Origin of the sequence: Pseudomonas benzenivorans (assembly GCF_024397895.1) — a bacterium.
Classification (GTDB): domain Bacteria; phylum Pseudomonadota; class Gammaproteobacteria; order Pseudomonadales; family Pseudomonadaceae; genus Aquipseudomonas; species Aquipseudomonas benzenivorans_A.
Genome location: NZ_CP073346.1, coordinates 1720186 through 1735835 on the forward strand (window position 1 = coordinate 1720186; position 15650 = coordinate 1735835).

Consider the following 15650-nt stretch of genomic DNA (forward strand, 5'->3'; position numbering starts at 1 on the left):
TCAAAGTCCAATAAACAACAACAACGAACTCGCAACAACTTACCTGCCAGACATGGGCCCGGTACTTTCCCGAGTGGAAGTACTGCCCCTTCGCTGAGTAAACTCGAGGAACAACATGAACAACAACTTCGCGCCCATTCTGTTGGGCACCGTGCTGTGCGTCAGCGCCGGCAACCTCATGGCCCAAGAAGCCAGCTCCTGCAAGACCATTCGCATCGCCGACATCGGCTGGGTGGATAACGCCGCCAACAACAGCATTCTCGAAGTGCTGGCCGAGGGCCTGGGCTACCAGCCGAAGAAAACCATGGTGTCCCTGCCCATCACCCTGGCCGCCATTCAGAAGAAGCAGATGGACGTGTACCTCGACTACTGGTCGCCCTCCACGGACGAAACCGTACAGCCCTACCGTGACAAGAAGAGCGTGAAGATTTCGGAACAGCCCAACATGCGCGGCGCCAAGTACACCCTGGCGGTACCGACCTACCTGTACGAGAAGGGCCTCCAGGACTTCGCCGACATCCCCCGCTTCAAGGAGGCGCTCAACGGCAAGATCCACGGGATCGAGGCAGGCTCAGGCGGCAACAAGCAGCTCAACCGGATCATCGCCGACAACCAGTTCGGCCTGGGTGACTTCAAGCTGATCGAGTCCAGCGAGGCGGCAATGCGCACCGCGGTGGCCCGTGCCATCAAAAGAGAGGAGGCCATCGTCTTCCTCGCCTGGTCCCCACACCCGATGAACCTGCAGTTCGACATGACCTACCTGTCGGGCGGCGACGACTACTTCGGCCCCAACTACGGTGCCGCCGAGGTCTACACCATCACCGCCACCGACTACGACGAACGTTGCCCGAACGCCGCCAAACTGGTGGCGAACCTGACCTATACCACGGACATGGAAGCCGCGCTGATGGACCGGATCATGGCCCGTGAAGAACCGGTCGCCGTGGCCAGGGACTGGATCAAGAGCAACCCGCAATGGCTCGACACCTGGCTGGCCGACGTCACCACCCTGGATGGCCAGAACGGCCTGGATGCGGTGAAAGTCCACCTGGGTCTCTGAGCCCTGATCTGGTCTCGGGCACTTCCCCCCGAGACCAGAACTGTCCGCACCACCTCGAACAAACGTCGCCCTGCAAAAGCCCACCTCAAACGCTCGGCGCCGGCCCGCCCCGGGCCTCACAGCTTCCCGTGTAGCGCCTTCTCGAACAACTGGCCGTACTGACTTGCGGTGAAGGAAATCGGGTTGGTGCCGGCCGACGGATCGACCTCGGCCATCTTCCCGACCTGCTCGATACGCGCCTCATCGATGCCGATCTCGCCCAGGCTGTGGGGAATGCCCAGCTCGCTGCGCAGCTCCAGCACCCAGTCGAGCACCCCGTCGAAACCCTGCTTGGCCAAGCCCAGGTAGCGAGCGAGCCGGTACATCTGCGGACCGATGCTGCCCTGGTTCGCCTGCAGCACGTAGGGCATCAGCACCGCATTGAGCAGGCCATGGTGGGCGTCGTACAGGGCGCCGAGCGGATGGGCCAGGGCGTGCATCGCGCCGAGGCCGCGCTGGAAGGCGGTGGCGCCCATGCTCGAGGCCACCAGCATCTGCAGCCGCGCCTCGATATCCGCGCCGTGGCTAACTGCGCGCGGCAGGTAGTGCTGGACCAGGCGCATGCCCTCCAGGGCGATGCCCTCGGCCATGGGGTGGAACAGCGGCGAGCAGTAGGCCTCCAGGTTATGGGACAGGGCATCCATGCCGGTGGCCGCGGTGATCTTGGCCGGCAGGCCGATGGTCAGTTGCGGATCGAGTATGACCAGCGCCGGGAGCATGCGGGCGTGGAAGATGATGCGCTTTATATGCGCACTGTCGTCGGTGATCACCGAGGCGCGGCCGACCTCCGAGCCGGTGCCGGCGGTGGTCGGCACCGCCACCACCGGCGCCATGCCGGCCACCTTGACCCGCTGGTAGTTGTCGCCGATATCCTCGAAGTCCCACAGCGGGCGGTCCTGGCCGACCATCAGGGCGATGGCCTTGCCGGCGTCCAGCGCCGAGCCGCCGCCGAAGGCGATGACGCCGTCGTGGCCACCGGCCTTGAAGGCCGCCACGCCGTCCATCACGTTCTGCCCGGTGGGGTTGCCCTTGATCGCCGAGAAGAGGCCCGCCTTGAGGCCATCGTCACGGCACTGCAGCAGGGCGTCGTCGATGATCGACAGGGCCGCCAGGCCCGGGTCGGTGACCAGCAGCGGCGCGCTCATGCCCAGCTCGCGGCAGGCGGCCGGTAGATCACGGATGCGTCCGGCGCCGACGCGAATCGCGGTGGGGTAGTTCCAGTTCATCCGGTATTGATTCAGGTCCATGACGCGCCTCACAGCTGGGTCTTGAAGTGGAAAGATTTCGGCCGGGTGAGCTGCTCGTAGCCGATGCTCGACAGGGTGCAGCCGCGCCCGGAGTGCTTGACCCCGGTCCAGGCCAGTTCCGGGTCGAGGTAGTCGCAGCGATTGAGGAACACGGTGCCGGCCTCGACCCGCTCGGCCAGGGCCTGGGCGGCCTCGACGTCGCGGCTGAAGATGGCGGCGGTGAGGCCGAACTCGCTGTCGTTCATCAGCCCCACGGCCTCGTCGTCGTCCTTGACCTTCTGGATGCCGACTACCGGGCCGAAGGACTCCTCGGTCATCACCCGCATGCCGTGGTAGACACCGGTCAGAACCTGAGGCGCCAGATAGGCCGAGCCGGGCCGGTCGAGGGCGAAGCTCGCCGCGTCGATATGGGCTATGGCCCCCAGGGCGATGGCCTCGTTGACCTGGCGGCGGACGAAGTCCGCCGCCTCGGCACGCACCAGAGGGCCCAGGGTGGTCTCGGGATCATCGGAACGGCCCAGCTTGTACTGGCGCACCAGCGCCACCGCCCGCTCGACGAAGGCGTCGAACAGCGACTCGTGCACGTAGATGCGCTCGATGCCGCAGCAGGACTGCCCGGAATTGAAGAAGGCACCGTCGATGGCGGTTTCCACGGCGTGGTCAAGGTCGGCATCGGCGCGCACGTAGGCCGGGTCTTTGCCCCCCAGCTCCAGGCCGGTGCCGATGAAGCGCCCGGCGGCCGCCCGCTCGACCATGGCGCCCCCCGGCACCGAGCCGGTAAAGGCCACGTACTGCACCGCCGGCGCCTTGATCAGCTGCTCGGTATCGGCGTGGCTGAGGTGCAGGTACTGGAAGACACCGTCCGGCAGACCGGCCTCGGCGAAGGCCTCGACCATGCGCTCGGCGCACAGCGGAGTCTGCGCCGAATGCTTGAGCAGCACCGCGTTGCCGGCCAGCAGCGCCGGCATCACCGCGTTCACCGCGGTCAGGTAGGGGTAGTTCCAGGGTGCGATGATCAGGGCCACGCCCAGCGGTTCGCGGCGGATGAAGCGAGTGAAACCGGGCTTGTCCGGCAGGCGGATTTCGGCCAGGGCACTCTCGGCGATATCGGCCATGTGGCTGGCGCGCTCGACGAAGCCACGGATCTCGCCGGCGGTGTAGCGGATCGGCCGGCCCATCATCCAGCACAGTTCCTCGGCCAGCTGGGCTTCCTTGGCGGCGAAGGCGGCGATGGCCTTGCGGCCGATGGCGACCCGCTCGCTCAGCGGTGTGTTCTTCCACGCCCGTTGGGCCTGCGCGGCCCTGGCCAGGGCCGCGTCGATCTGTTCGGCCGTGGCCAGGTCACGCTCGACGTAGACCGAGCCGTCGATCGGCGATATGCACTGCAACTTGCTCATTGCGACACTCCAGACACAGGACAGGGGCGCAAGGCGACTGGCCCCCGCCCCTGGCAATCAGATGATTTCGAAGTAGCGATCGAGCTCCCAATCGCTGACATGCCGACGGTATTCACGTTCCTCCCATTCGCGGCTGGCGGCGAAATGTTCGACGAACGGATCGCCGAACAGCTCCCGCGCCGCGGTGGAAGCGCGCAGGCGCTGCGCCGCATCCCAGAGGGTGCGCGGCAGCGCCAGCTCCGGCGGATGTTTCTGCGCATAGGCGTTGCCCGACACCGGCTCGGTCGGCTGCCATTGCTGCATCACCCCGTACAGCCCCGAGCCGATGGCCACCGACAGGGCCAGGAAGGGGTTGCCGTCCGCGGCGCCCAGGCGATATTCCTGGCGCTGCGACTTGTCGCTGCCGGGGATCACGCGCAGCGCCGCGGTGCGATTCTCCACCCCCCAGGTGGCATCGGTGGGCGCCCAGAACCCCGGAATCAGCCGGCGGTAGCTGTTCAGGGTAGGCGCCACCATGCACAGGAATTCCGGCATCAGGCGCTGCTGGCCGGCGAGGAACTGACGCTGCACCTCGCTCATGTTGTGTGCTTGGCTGGGGTCGTGGAAGGCCGACTTGCCGCTGCTGCGATCGCGCAGGGAGACGTGGATATGCCCGCTCTGCCCCGGGTACTTGCCCGACCACTTGGCCATGAAGGTGGCCATCAGGCCATTGCGCTGAGCCAGCACCTTCATGAAGGTCTTGAACAGCGCGCCCTTGTCCGCCGCGGCCTCGGCATGGTCGTAGGCGATGGCCGCCTCGAGCACGCCGGGGCCGGTCTCGGTGTGCAGGCCCTCGATGGGGAAGTCCATCCGTTCGGCCAGTTCGAGGATCTCGTGGTACAGCTCGGCATGCACCGAACTGCGGATGGTCGAGTAGCCGAACCAGTCCGGGGTGAACGGCTTGAGGTTGCGAAAGCCCTTCTCCCGCGCCGACTCCGGGGTCTCGTCGAACATGAAGAACTCGTACTCCAGGGCGGCGAAGGGATCGAAGCCCATCTCCTGGCAACGTTTGATCACCCGCCGCAGGGTGCCGCGGGGACAGACCGCCTCGGCCTGCTGGTCGAACTCGCAGATGAACAGCAGCATGCCGTTCTCGAAGGGAATCTCCCGGCAGGTGTGCGGCAGCACCCGCACCGGCGCATCCGGGTAGCCGGTGTGCCAGCCGGTGTAGCTGGCGTTGTCATAGAGCTGGTCCTTGACGTCCCAGCCCAGGACCACGTCGCAGAAGGCGAAGCCTGAGTCCAGGGCCGAGAAAAACTTGCTGCGGCTGAGGTATTTGCCGCGCATGACCCCATCGTTGTCGAACACCCCGACCTTGATATGACTGAGCCCGCGCTCTTCGACGATGCGCTTGGCGTCCTCTATGGTCTTCACTTCTCGCGGTTTGAGCATGTGCACCCCCATCTTGTTGTTATGGCCCAGGTCTCCTGGCGCTGGCGCGCATCCGCCTCAGGCGGCGGCCTGCGCCGAAACGCAGGGCGCCCGTACCGGCGCAGCGTCATCCGGACACGGGCGCGCACGGCCGACCTCAGGAGCGGTAGGGTGGGCCGGCCTTGTCCATCAGGGCGTTGTACTTCTTGAAGATCTCCACCACCTTGGCGCTGCGCGGGCTGGCCTTGGCGATCTCGTCCCAGAACTTGTGCGCCTCGTCCTCCACGGTCTTCCACTCCGCATCGGGAATGGTGGTCAGCTGCAGCTTGCCGCCCTCCACCCGCAACTGCGCCTCGCCACCCCAGTACCAGTGCTGGCGGTAGTAGTGGGAGCTGTCCATGCACAGCTTGAACAGGGTCTTGAGGTGCTCGGGCACCTCGGCCCACTTCTCCGAATTGGCGAAATAGGAGCCGATCCAGGCGCCGGAAATGTTGTTGGTGAGGAAGTACTTGGTGACGTCGGCCCAGCCGACCGTGTAGTCCTCGGTGATGCCGGACCAGGTGATGCCGTCCAGTTCGCCGGTCTGCACCGCCACCTCGACATCCTCCCAGGGCAGGGTCACCGGGATCACGCCGAAGCGGGAGAGGAACTTGCCCGCCGTGGGGAAGGTGAAGATGCGCTTGCCCTTGAGGTCGGCCAGGCTGCGGATCGGCTCGACCGTGGCGAAATGGCAGGGGTCCCAGGCGCCGGCGCCGAGCCAGGTGACGCCCTCGACCTCGCCGTAGGCCTCCTCCCAGATCTGCCGCAGGCCGTACTTCTCGAACAGCACCGGCACGTCCAGGCTGTAGCGGGTGGCGAAGGGGAAGTAGCCGCCGAACACCGAGACATCCACCGGCGCGGCGATCGAGTCGTCATCGCTCTGCACCGCATCGATGGTGCCGCGCTGCATGGCGCGGAACAGCTCGCCGGTGGGCACCAGCTGGTCGGCGAAGTACAGCTGGATCTCCATCTCGCCATTGGCCGCCAGGTTGAAGGCGTCGATGGACGGCTTGATCACATGCTCGGCCAGGGCCGGGCCGGCGTAGGTCTGCAGGCGCCAGGTGATCTTCTTCGGCTCGTGGGCGTAGATGTGCGCCGAGCCCAGGGCCGATGCGCCGGTGGCGACCGCGGCGGTCTTGAGGAACTTGCGTCTCGTACTCATGCTGTTATCTCCAATAGTGTCGATCCAGATGTCATACAACCGCATAGCACCACTGCGACCCGGCAAGGTCGGTGCAGCGTGTTCAGGCAGGCTCTATCCCCTCGTGGCCGTCGGCGCCCGCTCCCGAGTCGGCAAAACGCCGGCCGGCCTTTCCTGAATGCCGTGGTTCATCGTGCGTAGTGCCATTGCGGCAGCCACAGCGCGATCTGTGGAAACATCATCACCAGCGCCAGGGCCAGCACCATGATCAGCACGAAGGGGGTGACCGAGACGTAGATGTCGCGCAGGGTCACCTCCGGCGGCGCCATGGCGCGCATGAGGAACAGGTTGTAGCCGAAGGGCGGGGTCATATAAGCGATCTGGCAGGTGATGGTGTAGAGCACGCCGTACCAGATCAGGTCGAAGCCCAGGGCGCCGACCAGGGGCACATAGAGCGGCGCGACGATCACCAGCATGGCGGTGTCGTCGAGGAACATGCCCATCAGGATGAAGGACAGCTGCATCATGATGAGGATCTGCCAGGGGCCCAGCTCCAGGCGGTCGACGAAGAAGGCCTCGATGGCATTGACCGCGCCGAGGCCGTCGAACACCGCGCCGAAGCACAGCGCGGCGAGGATGATCCACATGAACATGCAGCTGATGCCCAGGGTCTTGCGCAGGGTTTCCTCCATCACCTTGGCGGTCAGGCGCCGCTTGACCAGGGCGGTGAAGGTCGCGGCCGCGGCGCCCACTGCCGAGCTTTCCACCAGGCTGGTGACGCCCATCAGGAACAGCCCGGTCATGCAGAAGAAGATGAACAGCGGGGCGATGCCGGCCTTGAGCAGGCGCAGCTTCTCGCCCCAGCCGATCTGCTGGCGCTCCTCCTCGGCCAGGGCCGGCCCCAGGTGGGGCTGCAGGCGGCAGCGGATGACGATGTAGAGGATGAACAGCCCGGCCATCATCAGCCCCGGAAACACCCCGGCCAGCCACAGCTGGCCCACCGGCTGGCGAGCGATCATGCCGTACAGCACCAGCACCACGCTGGGCGGAATCAGGATGCCCAGGGAGCTGCCGGCCTGGATAACCCCGGTGACCATGATCTTGTCGTAGCCGCGGCGCAGCAGCTCCGGCAGGGCGATGCTGGCGCCGATGGCCATGCCCGCCACGCTCAGTCCGTTCATCGCCGAGATCGCCACCATCAGGCCGATGGTGCCGATCGCCAGGCCGCCGTGCAGCGGGCCCATCCAGACATGGAACATGCGGTAGAGGTCTTCGGCCAGGCCGGACTCCGACAACATGTAGCCCATGTAGACGAACATCGGCAGGGTCAGCAGCGGGTACCACTTCATCAGTTTCATCGCCGCGCTGAAGGCGATTTCCGAGCCGCCGTCGCCCCACAGCAGCAAGGCGGCACTGACCGCGACGAAGCCGATGGCGCCGAACACCCGCTTGCCGGTGAGCAGCAGCAACATCATCGAGGAGAACATCAGCAGGGCGATGAGCTCGTAACTCATTACAGCGTCTCCCCACGGGCCGCGGCGATATCCTTGAAGAAGGTGGCGATGGTCTGCAGCAGCATCAGTGCCACGCCAACGGTCATGATGATCTTGATCGGCGCCATGGGCGGCGACCAGGCCGAGTAGCTGGTCTCGCCGTACTTCAGGGCGTACTGGGTCGAGGAGATACCGCCGTAGAGCAGGAAGATCAGGTAGAAGATCAGGAAGCCGACGGTGATGGCATCCATGATCGCGCTGGTGCGCGGCGACCAGCGGCTGTAGAACAGGTCCATGCGCACATGGGCATCGAGTTGCATGGAGTAGCCGCCGCCGAGGAGGAAGTAGGCGACCATCAGGAATTGCGCGGTTTCCAGGGTCCAGAGCGCAGGATCGGCGAAGGTCTTGCTGACCGAGGAGTAGAGCAGCACCGCCAGCATGGCGAAGATCAGGTACATGGCGAACCGGCCAATGACCCGGTTCATCGCATCCACCCCGCGCACGAACACCCGAATGGCCCTTGGCATGCAGTTCTCTACGAAATAGTTGTTATCCCGTCAGACTAGCCGAAGATTTCACAAAGCCAACTTGTCCAGGGCTGCCGGTCCTGGCGCGACGCTGCGGGCAGCACGGCGACGACTTGCAGCGCCCCACCATGATCGATGCCCGCTAACACGGCGGGGATAACGGCATCAAGATCGGCGAACAGCCAGAAAAACAGGCCCAGCACGATCATCACCTGGATTGATGGGTACTATCGAGGCGTTCAAGTTCTTCCCGCGTCCATCAGTCCCTAGCATTGCCCTCCGTAGCCACTGTTCTCCAACCGGAGGAGCCATCATGAAATCCCCATTGATCCTGAGCCTGGCCCTCGGCCTGTTTGCCGCCAACGCTTTCGCCCTGCCGAACCAGATCCCCCAGCCGCTGCTCGGCGAATTCAAGGACAGCCGACAGGAGGTGCGGTCCTATGATCGCCACGTCGCCGAAGGAGGTGCCGAGCGCCTGCAGCAACAGCGCCTGCGTATGGCGGAAGATGGCAGCGAGCGCACCCCCGGCCAGCAACGCCTGCGCCTGGCCGAAGGCGGCGCCGAGCGCCTGCAGGAACACCATACGCGGGGATAGGCGCGCCTCAGACAAGCGCCAGCCGCCACAACGGCAGCGTCAGCGTCAGCGCCGCCAATACCCCGAAGACACGCCGCGGCGTGTCTTCCCGGGGTCATAGAGGAAGGCCAGGGCATTGAGCCCGCCCGGACAGGCGGGCAGCCCGGCGACCGACTCGACATTCAGCCACCGGTGCCAGACCAGCATTAGCCCAGCCCGCTCGGCGCGAAGGTCGGCAATTTCACCTGAACGACTACCATGAATCTACAGGCGCCTCGATCACGCGGGGCGCCAGCTGTGCCGCACATGCGCAGGCACACGGCGACCAGCAACAACCGTCCGGCACACCGGACCACCGACCGGGGCCGCACGCCACGCTTGCAACGGGAGGTTTCCATGGACACGCATACCCTCGGCGCCTTGCTCCTAGTGGGCACCCTCTCCGGCTGCGCCGGCTCGCTCGGCACTCCCGCCGCCTACCTGGCCTACCGCGAAGCGCCCCTGGTGGCCAAGGTCGACCTCGACATGAGCAAGCAGCATGTCCTGGAAATCGGTGGCCCCCCTTCCAGCGAGATGCAGCGCACCGTCCGGCCCGGCAGCTGTCACGACTACACCCTCACCCAGGACGGCCGGCCCCAGGCCTATCACGTCAGCTTCGACGCGGCCGGGCGGGTCGACGGCAAGGGCTTCACCACCTGCACCCAGATGGAAGACAACGCGCGCGCCCGTGCTCGCGCCCGCGTGCCCTACGGCGGGGGCGGGGGCTATTGAGCCCGGAGGTACGGCCTTGGCTGCTGCGCAGGTCGACGTACCGACCGCTCGCCGGCGCCGCCATCCTTTGCCATAGTCCAGTGTCTGCACAGTTCATCGGCTTCAATGGACCTATCCATGCTGCGACTCGCCCGATTCCTTCTCGCCCCCGTGCTGGTGGTTGCCATCGCGTTGCTGATGCTCGCGCAGTTCAGCCGGCCGGTGGCACCGCCCCCCGTGCTGGCCGCACTGGGCGAGCGCCCGCTGGTGATCGCCCACCGCGGCGGCAAGGGACTGTGGCCGGAAAACAGCCTGTTCGCCTTCGAGCGGGCCAGCGCCCTGGGCGTGGACATGCTGGAGATGGACCTGCGGCGCTCCAGCGATGGCGAGCTCGTGGTGATCCACGACAGCACCCTGGAGCGCACCACCGACGGCCAGGGGCTGGTGGCCGAGCACAGCCTTGAACAGCTGCAAGCCCTGGATGCCGGCTACCGGTGGACAGCCGACGGCGGCCAGAGCTACCCCTATCGCGGGCAGGGCATCCGCATCCCGCGCCTGATCGAAGTGCTCGAGGGCTTGCCGGAGGTGGCCAAGGCCATCGAGATCAAGGTGCCCGACGCCGGCCTGGAAGCGCAGCTCTGTCAGCTGCTGGAAGCCAGCGGTCAGGGTCAGCGGGTGCTGGTCGGCAGCTTCCACGAGCGCAGCCTGCAACGGTTCCGCGAGCTGTGCCCGGGCGTCGCCACCTCCGCCGGCCCCAGCTCTGTGCGCCTGCTGCTGACGCTCGACTGGCTGGGCCTGGGCCGTGTGCTGTCGCCCTCCTACCAGGCGCTGCAGATCCCCGAGCGTCACGGCAACTGGCCTATCGCCAGCGCCAGCCTGATGCGGACCGCCCGCGATCGCGGCCTCAATGTACTGCTGTGGACCGTCAACGAGCAGCCGGCAATGCGTCGTCTGCTCGAACTTGGCGCCGGCGGACTGATCACCGACCACCCGGAGCGTGCTCTTGAACTGCTTGGTCGCTCGACCCGGATCAGCGCGCTGGATGAATGACGCCGACAACCGATCAAAAAGTGCCCAACGGTCTCCAGAGCACAACCGGTCTGGGCTCGCGAAAGGTACCCGCAGCTTATCCACATGACATTCCACAGCCATTCTGGATAACTACCGGCCAGCGCCATGAACGGTTTCCAAGTCACTGATACAGGGTGACTTTTTGCTTGACTTGAGCGGTAGTTCGGGCTCCTGGGCGGACACCCTCGGCACTGTTCAAAAAACGTTCTGATGGCTCAACCGCTTGATCCATCTGGCTCTCAGCCACTTACCCGGGACTTATCAACAGCCCTACCCACAGCAGCCGTGGACAACTTTCCAAGCCTACGCCAAGCGCCATAGATCAAGCCTAAGCTGCTGTTTTTATATAAAAAATATCGCAGCTCAAAAAACAACCAACTGCTCCAGACGACCGTATTGCAAGGGCTCCACAGCTCTGCCACCACCTTATCCACAGCTCGTTCCACAGCAGATGTGGGCAACTGCCGGACAACCACTATCGCGGCCATCGAGACAATCAACGGGCCGAGTCCGGTATCCCCGGCTAAGGTCTGGATAGACCACCAGGGAGATGCATCATGGACTTCGACAACCTGCTCCGCAGCCTGCTCGCCGCCTATGCCGGCGGCGCCAGTGGCAGCTGCCGCGAGTAACGCGCCTTCGCCCTTGGTCGCCGGGCCCTGACTCGCTACCCTGAGGGCAAATTTGCCTGAGAGGAGTCGAGCATGACCTTGCGCTCAATCTGCGTGTTCTGCGGCGCCAGCCCCGGTGCCCAGCCGATCTACCGTCAGGCCGCGGAGAACCTCGGCCGGCACCTGGCCGAACAGGGCCTGCGCCTGGTCTATGGCGGCGGTGCGGTTGGCCTGATGGGGGTGGTGGCAGACGCGGCGATGGCCGCCGGCGGAGAAGTCGTCGGCATCATCCCGCAGAGCCTGGAGCGCGCGGAAATCGGCCACCAGGGCCTGAGCCGCCTGGAAGTGGTGGACGGCATGCATGCCCGCAAGGCGCGCATGGCCGAACTCAGCGACGCCTTCATCGCCCTGCCCGGCGGCCTCGGGACCCTGGAGGAACTCTTCGAGGTGTGGACCTGGGGCCAGCTCGGCTACCACAGCAAGCCGCTGGGCCTGCTGGATGTCGGCGGTTTCTACAGCAAGCTCGGTGACTTTCTCGATCACCTGGTGGCCGAACGCTTCGTCCGCTCCCAGCACCGCGCCATGCTGCAGCTCGCCGATTCACCGGCCGAGCTGCTGCAGGCGCTGCGCCAGTGGCAGCCGAATGTGGCGCCGAAGTGGGTCGATCGCAAACCCGACTGAATCCCCCCAGGGTCCGGCTGGCAGGCGGCGGCGCCGTGACGCATAACCGCAGGGCGCGGCCACCGACTGCCGCCCCCACTTCACGCCCCAAGAGAAGGAATACTCGCAGGGCCGGTGCACTGGCCCTGTTTCTGCTGAGCCTGGCGGGGCGGCTGTGGAAAACCCTTAAGCGCCCGGCACACCCCTGACCCACGTCAGCGCGGCGCCACCGTCTCGGCCAGCGGCAGCACCGTGACCTGGACCTCCGGGTCATGGCTGCCGCCGCCGAGGATCACCCCGCGCAACGGCGAGACATCGGCGAAGTCGCGGCCCCAGGCCAGGGTGATGTGCTCCAGGGACGGGCGGATGTTGTTGGTCGGGTCGAAGTCGACCCACCCCTGGCGCGGGCAATACACCGATATCCAGGCATGCGAGGCGTCGGCCCCGATCAGCCGGGGCTGGCCGGGCGGCGGCTGGGTCAGCAGGTAGCCGCTGACGTAGCGCGCGGCCAGGCCACGGGAACGCAGGCAGGCGAGCATCAGGTGGGCGAAGTCCTGACACACGCCGCGACGCTCCTCCAGCACCTGCATCAAGGGCGTAGCCACTTGAGTGGCCACGGCATCGAAGGTGAACTCGCTGAAGATCTTGCCCATCAGCGCCTGCACCGCCACCAGCAGTGGACGCCTGGCCGGGAAGCAATCGGCCGAATAGTCGACGAAGGCCTGTTTGAGCCGCACGTAGGGCGACTCGAAACGGTAGCGAGCGGCGTCCAGCAGGGTTGCCGAGAGTGCCCGACCGCTGTAGCTGAGCGCGCCACTGATGCGCTCCCAGGGAGGCGAATCGGGCAGCGCCAGGGGCGGCCGCTCCAGCACCTCGATATGCAGGCGCGCGCCGACCTCCAGGGCGTCATGGGGCCGCTCGAATACCAGACGGGTCAACGGATTACCGAATACGTCCAGCTCGTCGCGGCGCTGGCAGGGCTGCGGACTGACGTGCAACTGGCGCTCGTGACAACGCTGCCAGGGGCACTGGCGGGGCCACAGGTGAGCCAGCTGCTGAGCCAGGGACACCGGTGCCGAGTAGCGGTAGTGGGTGTCGTGGATGATCTGATAGGCCGCTTTGCTCATGTCGATTGCGTCCGCTGGCTGGGGTCGACGTGCACGAAGAAGCGCAAACCGAGGTGTTCGGAGGCATTCTCACCGGCTTCGGCGATGCGCTCCAGCAAGTCCGCCAGGCCCTCGAGCACCGCCCTGACGCTGCTGGGGCCGAACAGCGGGCTCTCCAGGCTGGCCAGTCTGAAGTCGCTGAGCTGCTGCTCCAGCTGCCACAGGGGCACCTCTTCGGGCAGGGCGAAACGCTCGCCCAGTCGGCCCAGCGCGCGCAGCAGGGTACGCAACTGGAACAGCACGGCATGGGGGTTCTGCTCGTCGAGTAGCAACAGGTCGAGTACCGGAATCAATTGCGCCGAGGCCAGGTAGCGGGTGCGGTAGGTGATGCTGCTGTTGCCCAGTTCCAGCAGCCAGGCCAGGGCCGAGGGATCGCTGACCGCGTCGCTGCGCAAGAACGCGGCAACGCTCTCGGCCATGAAGTGCAGCCGTTCGATGCTGCGGCCGATGAGCAGGAAACGCCAGCCGTCGTCGCGGGTCATGTCGTCGAGGGCAAAACCGGACAAGGCCGCCAGGGAAATCAGCAGGCCGTCGAGATAGTCCAGCAGTTCGCCGAGGTCCTCGCCCTCGACCTCCAGGCACTGGGCCTCGCGGTGCAGCACCAGCAACAGCTGCCAGTTGGCCTGGGACAACTTGCCGCGCACGCTGCCGGCCGTCCATTGCAGGCGTTGCAGGTTGGCACGCAGGCTGGCCGGCCAGTCGGCGCCGAGCACCGCCTGCAACAGGCGCTGCTCCAGCTCGCCGCTGTCAGCGTCGGGCAAAATGCCCAGACGCTCGCCCAGGGCCAGGGCGCTCTGCAGGGCCTGCGGGTCGTCGTCATCGTCGACATAGCGCGCCAGCATGATGCGCAACAGACGTGCACCATCCTCGCAGCGCGAACTGTAGCGACCGAACCAGAACAGGTTCTCCACCACCCGCGACGGCAGGAAGGGGTCGCTGCGCACCAGGTCAGCCACGCCGAGTGCGCGCCACCACTGCCAGGGCTCGCCGCCGGGGTGGCGCTCGCCGAGCACCCAGGTGTCCTTGCTCGCCCCGCCGCTCTGCATCGACACGGCCTCGGCATCGGCGACCGCGGCCACCCGGGTCAGGCCGCCGGGCATGACCCGATAGCCTTCGGCACTGGCAACGGCGAACACGCGCATGCCGATGGCGCGCGACTGCAGGCGCTCCTCCTGGGCCTGCCACACCGGCGCCTGGGACAGCTGCGCCCGGGACTGGGCGACATAGGCGTAGGGCCTGGCCCTCAGGCGCTCGACCAGGGCCGCGCGCGCGGCCCCGTCCAGGGCGCGGCCGAGCACCGGGGGAAAACTCTGCGATGGGAAACTGGGCCGAATCAGCAACTCTGGCAGGTTCTCGATGGCCTGTTCGAGCACCGCCGCCTCGCCGCACCACCAGCTGGCAATGCTCGGCAGCAGCAGCTCCTCGCCGAGCAGCTTCTGCGCAATGGCCGGGAGGAAGCCGGGCAGCCCCGGCGACTCCAGCACTCCGCTGCCCAGGGCGTTGGCCACCAGCACCCGCCCCCGGCGCACCGCCTCGAGCAAGCCGGGCACCCCGAGCGCCGAGTCGGAGCGCAGCTCCAGCGGGTCGCAGAAGTCATCGTCCAGCCGCCGCAGCACGGCATGGACCCGACGCAGGCCGGCCAGGGTCTTGAGGTAGAGAGTGGCGTCGCGCACCGTCAGGTCGCTACCCTCGACCAGCGGATAACCGAGCTGGCGGGCCAGGTACAGGTGCTCGAAGTAGCTTTCGTTGAACCGCCCGGAGGTCAGCAGCACCACCAGGGGCGTGTCGCCGTCGGCCGGCGCCTGACGCGCCAGGGTGTCCTGCAGGGTACGGAAGAAGCCACCGAGATACTGCACGTTAAGCTCGCGGTACAGCTCCGGCAGGGTGCGCGAGACAATCTGTCGGTTCTCCAGCGCATAGCCGGCGCCTGAGGGTGCCTGGGTGCGGTCGCCGGTGACCCACCAACGGCCATCCGGCGCCCGCGCCAGGTCCACCGCATAGAGGTGCAGGAAGGTACCGCCCGCCGGCTTCACGCCCTGACACGGCCAGAGAAAGTGGTTGTGGCCGAACACCAGCTCGGCCGGCAGCAGTCCGTCGGCGATCAGCTGCTGCGGCCCGTAGATATCGGCCAGTACGGCGTCGAGCAGCTTCGCCCGCTGGGCCACCCCGGCGGCGATCTGCTGCCATTCGTCTGCGGGGATCAGGTTCGGCAGCAGGTCCAGCTCCCAGGGCCGGTCGGCACCCTCGGGGTCGGCGTAGACGTTGTAGGTCACGCCGTTTTCCTGGATCTGCCGGGTCACCAGGGCCTGACGCTGGGCCAGCTGCGCCGGACTGGCGGCCTGCAGGCGCTCGAACAACCGGCGCCAGTGCGGCCGCACCTGCCCCTTGGCGTCCACCAGCTCGTGGTAGGACGCAGCGCTCAGCGGGTAGTCGGCAAGCAGATCGGGCATGGTTCACTCAACAGG

The 15650-nt window shown here is 66.4% G+C and carries 14 protein-coding genes; 5 read left to right on the forward strand and 9 right to left on the reverse strand.

Annotation, left to right across the window (positions count from 1 at the left end; genetic code table 11):
- Window positions 1-115 precede the first annotated feature (115 nt).
- Complete coding sequence (gene choX / locus KDW96_RS08125) at window positions 116-1060, forward strand: choline ABC transporter substrate-binding protein (RefSeq protein ID WP_255839918.1); 945 nt, start codon at window positions 116-118, stop codon at window positions 1058-1060.
- A 116-nt stretch (window positions 1061-1176) separates the two neighbouring features.
- Here choX and KDW96_RS08130 read toward each other — a convergent pair whose 3' ends face one another.
- From KDW96_RS08130 to KDW96_RS08160, 7 genes are all read right to left on the reverse strand, one after another.
- Window positions 1177-2346, reverse strand: a complete 1170-nt coding sequence (locus KDW96_RS08130) for an iron-containing alcohol dehydrogenase (protein WP_255839919.1) — start codon at window positions 2344-2346, stop codon at window positions 1177-1179.
- An 8-nt stretch (window positions 2347-2354) separates the two neighbouring features.
- On the reverse strand, window positions 2355-3743 hold the full coding sequence (locus KDW96_RS08135; protein ID WP_255839920.1) for an aldehyde dehydrogenase family protein: 1389 nt from the start codon (window positions 3741-3743) through the stop codon (window positions 2355-2357).
- Between the two features lie 57 nt (window positions 3744-3800).
- Window positions 3801-5174 (reverse strand): glutamine synthetase family protein, encoded by a 1374-nt coding sequence (locus KDW96_RS08140; protein WP_255839921.1) that lies wholly within the window; start codon window positions 5172-5174, stop codon window positions 3801-3803.
- 136 nt (window positions 5175-5310) lie between these two features.
- Window positions 5311-6354 (reverse strand): TRAP transporter substrate-binding protein DctP, encoded by a 1044-nt coding sequence (gene dctP / locus KDW96_RS08145; RefSeq protein WP_255839922.1) that lies wholly within the window; start codon window positions 6352-6354, stop codon window positions 5311-5313.
- A gap of 167 nt (window positions 6355-6521) precedes the next feature.
- Complete coding sequence (locus KDW96_RS08150; RefSeq protein ID WP_255839923.1) at window positions 6522-7847, reverse strand: TRAP transporter large permease; 1326 nt, start codon at window positions 7845-7847, stop codon at window positions 6522-6524.
- Window positions 7847-8353 (reverse strand): TRAP transporter small permease subunit, encoded by a 507-nt coding sequence (locus tag KDW96_RS08155; protein WP_255839924.1) that lies wholly within the window; start codon window positions 8351-8353, stop codon window positions 7847-7849. Before KDW96_RS08155 ends, KDW96_RS08150 begins: the two co-directional genes overlap by 1 nt.
- A 35-nt stretch (window positions 8354-8388) precedes the next feature.
- Window positions 8389-8556, reverse strand: a complete 168-nt coding sequence (locus KDW96_RS08160; RefSeq protein WP_255839925.1) for a hypothetical protein — start codon at window positions 8554-8556, stop codon at window positions 8389-8391.
- 110 nt (window positions 8557-8666) lie between these two features.
- Here KDW96_RS08160 and KDW96_RS08165 point away from each other — a divergent pair, with 110 nt between their 5' ends.
- From KDW96_RS08165 to KDW96_RS08180, 4 genes are all read left to right on the forward strand, one after another.
- Window positions 8667-8948 (forward strand): hypothetical protein, encoded by a 282-nt coding sequence (locus KDW96_RS08165; RefSeq protein ID WP_255839926.1) that lies wholly within the window; start codon window positions 8667-8669, stop codon window positions 8946-8948.
- A gap of 375 nt (window positions 8949-9323) precedes the next feature.
- On the forward strand, window positions 9324-9698 hold the full coding sequence (osmE, locus tag KDW96_RS08170; protein ID WP_255839927.1) for an osmotically-inducible lipoprotein OsmE: 375 nt from the start codon (window positions 9324-9326) through the stop codon (window positions 9696-9698).
- 117 nt (window positions 9699-9815) lie between these two features.
- Window positions 9816-10727 (forward strand): glycerophosphodiester phosphodiesterase family protein, encoded by a 912-nt coding sequence (locus KDW96_RS08175; protein ID WP_255839928.1) that lies wholly within the window; start codon window positions 9816-9818, stop codon window positions 10725-10727.
- A 725-nt stretch (window positions 10728-11452) separates the two neighbouring features.
- Entirely contained in the window at window positions 11453-12040 is a 588-nt protein-coding gene (locus KDW96_RS08180; RefSeq protein WP_255839929.1) for a cytokinin riboside 5'-monophosphate phosphoribohydrolase, read from the forward strand.
- A 194-nt stretch (window positions 12041-12234) separates the two neighbouring features.
- Here the strand turns inward: KDW96_RS08180 and KDW96_RS08185 are convergent, their stop codons facing one another.
- Window positions 12235-13146: a transglutaminase family protein gene (locus tag KDW96_RS08185; protein WP_255839930.1), complete on the reverse strand. Its 912-nt coding sequence runs from the start codon at window positions 13144-13146 to the stop codon at window positions 12235-12237.
- A complete protein-coding gene (locus KDW96_RS08190) occupies window positions 13143-15635 on the reverse strand; it encodes a circularly permuted type 2 ATP-grasp protein (protein WP_255839931.1) in 2493 nt (830 codons plus the stop codon). The genes KDW96_RS08185 and KDW96_RS08190 overlap by 4 nt, the downstream gene beginning before the upstream one ends.
- Window positions 15636-15650 lie beyond the last annotated feature (15 nt).

Bases quoted from the DNA above. Each gene is read 5' to 3' on its own strand.
- choX (WP_255839918.1), top strand. From the start codon at position 116: ATGAACAACAACTTCGCGCCCATTCTGTTGGGCACCGTGCTGTGCGTC.
- KDW96_RS08130 (WP_255839919.1), bottom strand. From the start codon at position 2,346: ATGGACCTGAATCAATACCGGATGAACTGGAACTACCCCACCGCGATT.
- KDW96_RS08135 (WP_255839920.1), bottom strand. From the start codon at position 3,743: ATGAGCAAGTTGCAGTGCATATCGCCGATCGACGGCTCGGTCTACGTC.
- KDW96_RS08140 (WP_255839921.1), bottom strand. From the start codon at position 5,174: ATGCTCAAACCGCGAGAAGTGAAGACCATAGAGGACGCCAAGCGCATC.
- dctP (WP_255839922.1), bottom strand. From the start codon at position 6,354: ATGAGTACGAGACGCAAGTTCCTCAAGACCGCCGCGGTCGCCACCGGC.
- KDW96_RS08150 (WP_255839923.1), bottom strand. From the start codon at position 7,847: ATGAGTTACGAGCTCATCGCCCTGCTGATGTTCTCCTCGATGATGTTG.
- KDW96_RS08155 (WP_255839924.1), bottom strand. From the start codon at position 8,353: ATGCCAAGGGCCATTCGGGTGTTCGTGCGCGGGGTGGATGCGATGAAC.
- KDW96_RS08165 (WP_255839926.1), top strand. From the start codon at position 8,667: ATGAAATCCCCATTGATCCTGAGCCTGGCCCTCGGCCTGTTTGCCGCC.
- osmE (WP_255839927.1), top strand. From the start codon at position 9,324: ATGGACACGCATACCCTCGGCGCCTTGCTCCTAGTGGGCACCCTCTCC.
- KDW96_RS08175 (WP_255839928.1), top strand. From the start codon at position 9,816: ATGCTGCGACTCGCCCGATTCCTTCTCGCCCCCGTGCTGGTGGTTGCC.
- KDW96_RS08180 (WP_255839929.1), top strand. From the start codon at position 11,453: ATGACCTTGCGCTCAATCTGCGTGTTCTGCGGCGCCAGCCCCGGTGCC.
- KDW96_RS08185 (WP_255839930.1), bottom strand. From the start codon at position 13,146: ATGAGCAAAGCGGCCTATCAGATCATCCACGACACCCACTACCGCTAC.
- KDW96_RS08190 (WP_255839931.1), bottom strand. From the start codon at position 15,635: ATGCCCGATCTGCTTGCCGACTACCCGCTGAGCGCTGCGTCCTACCAC.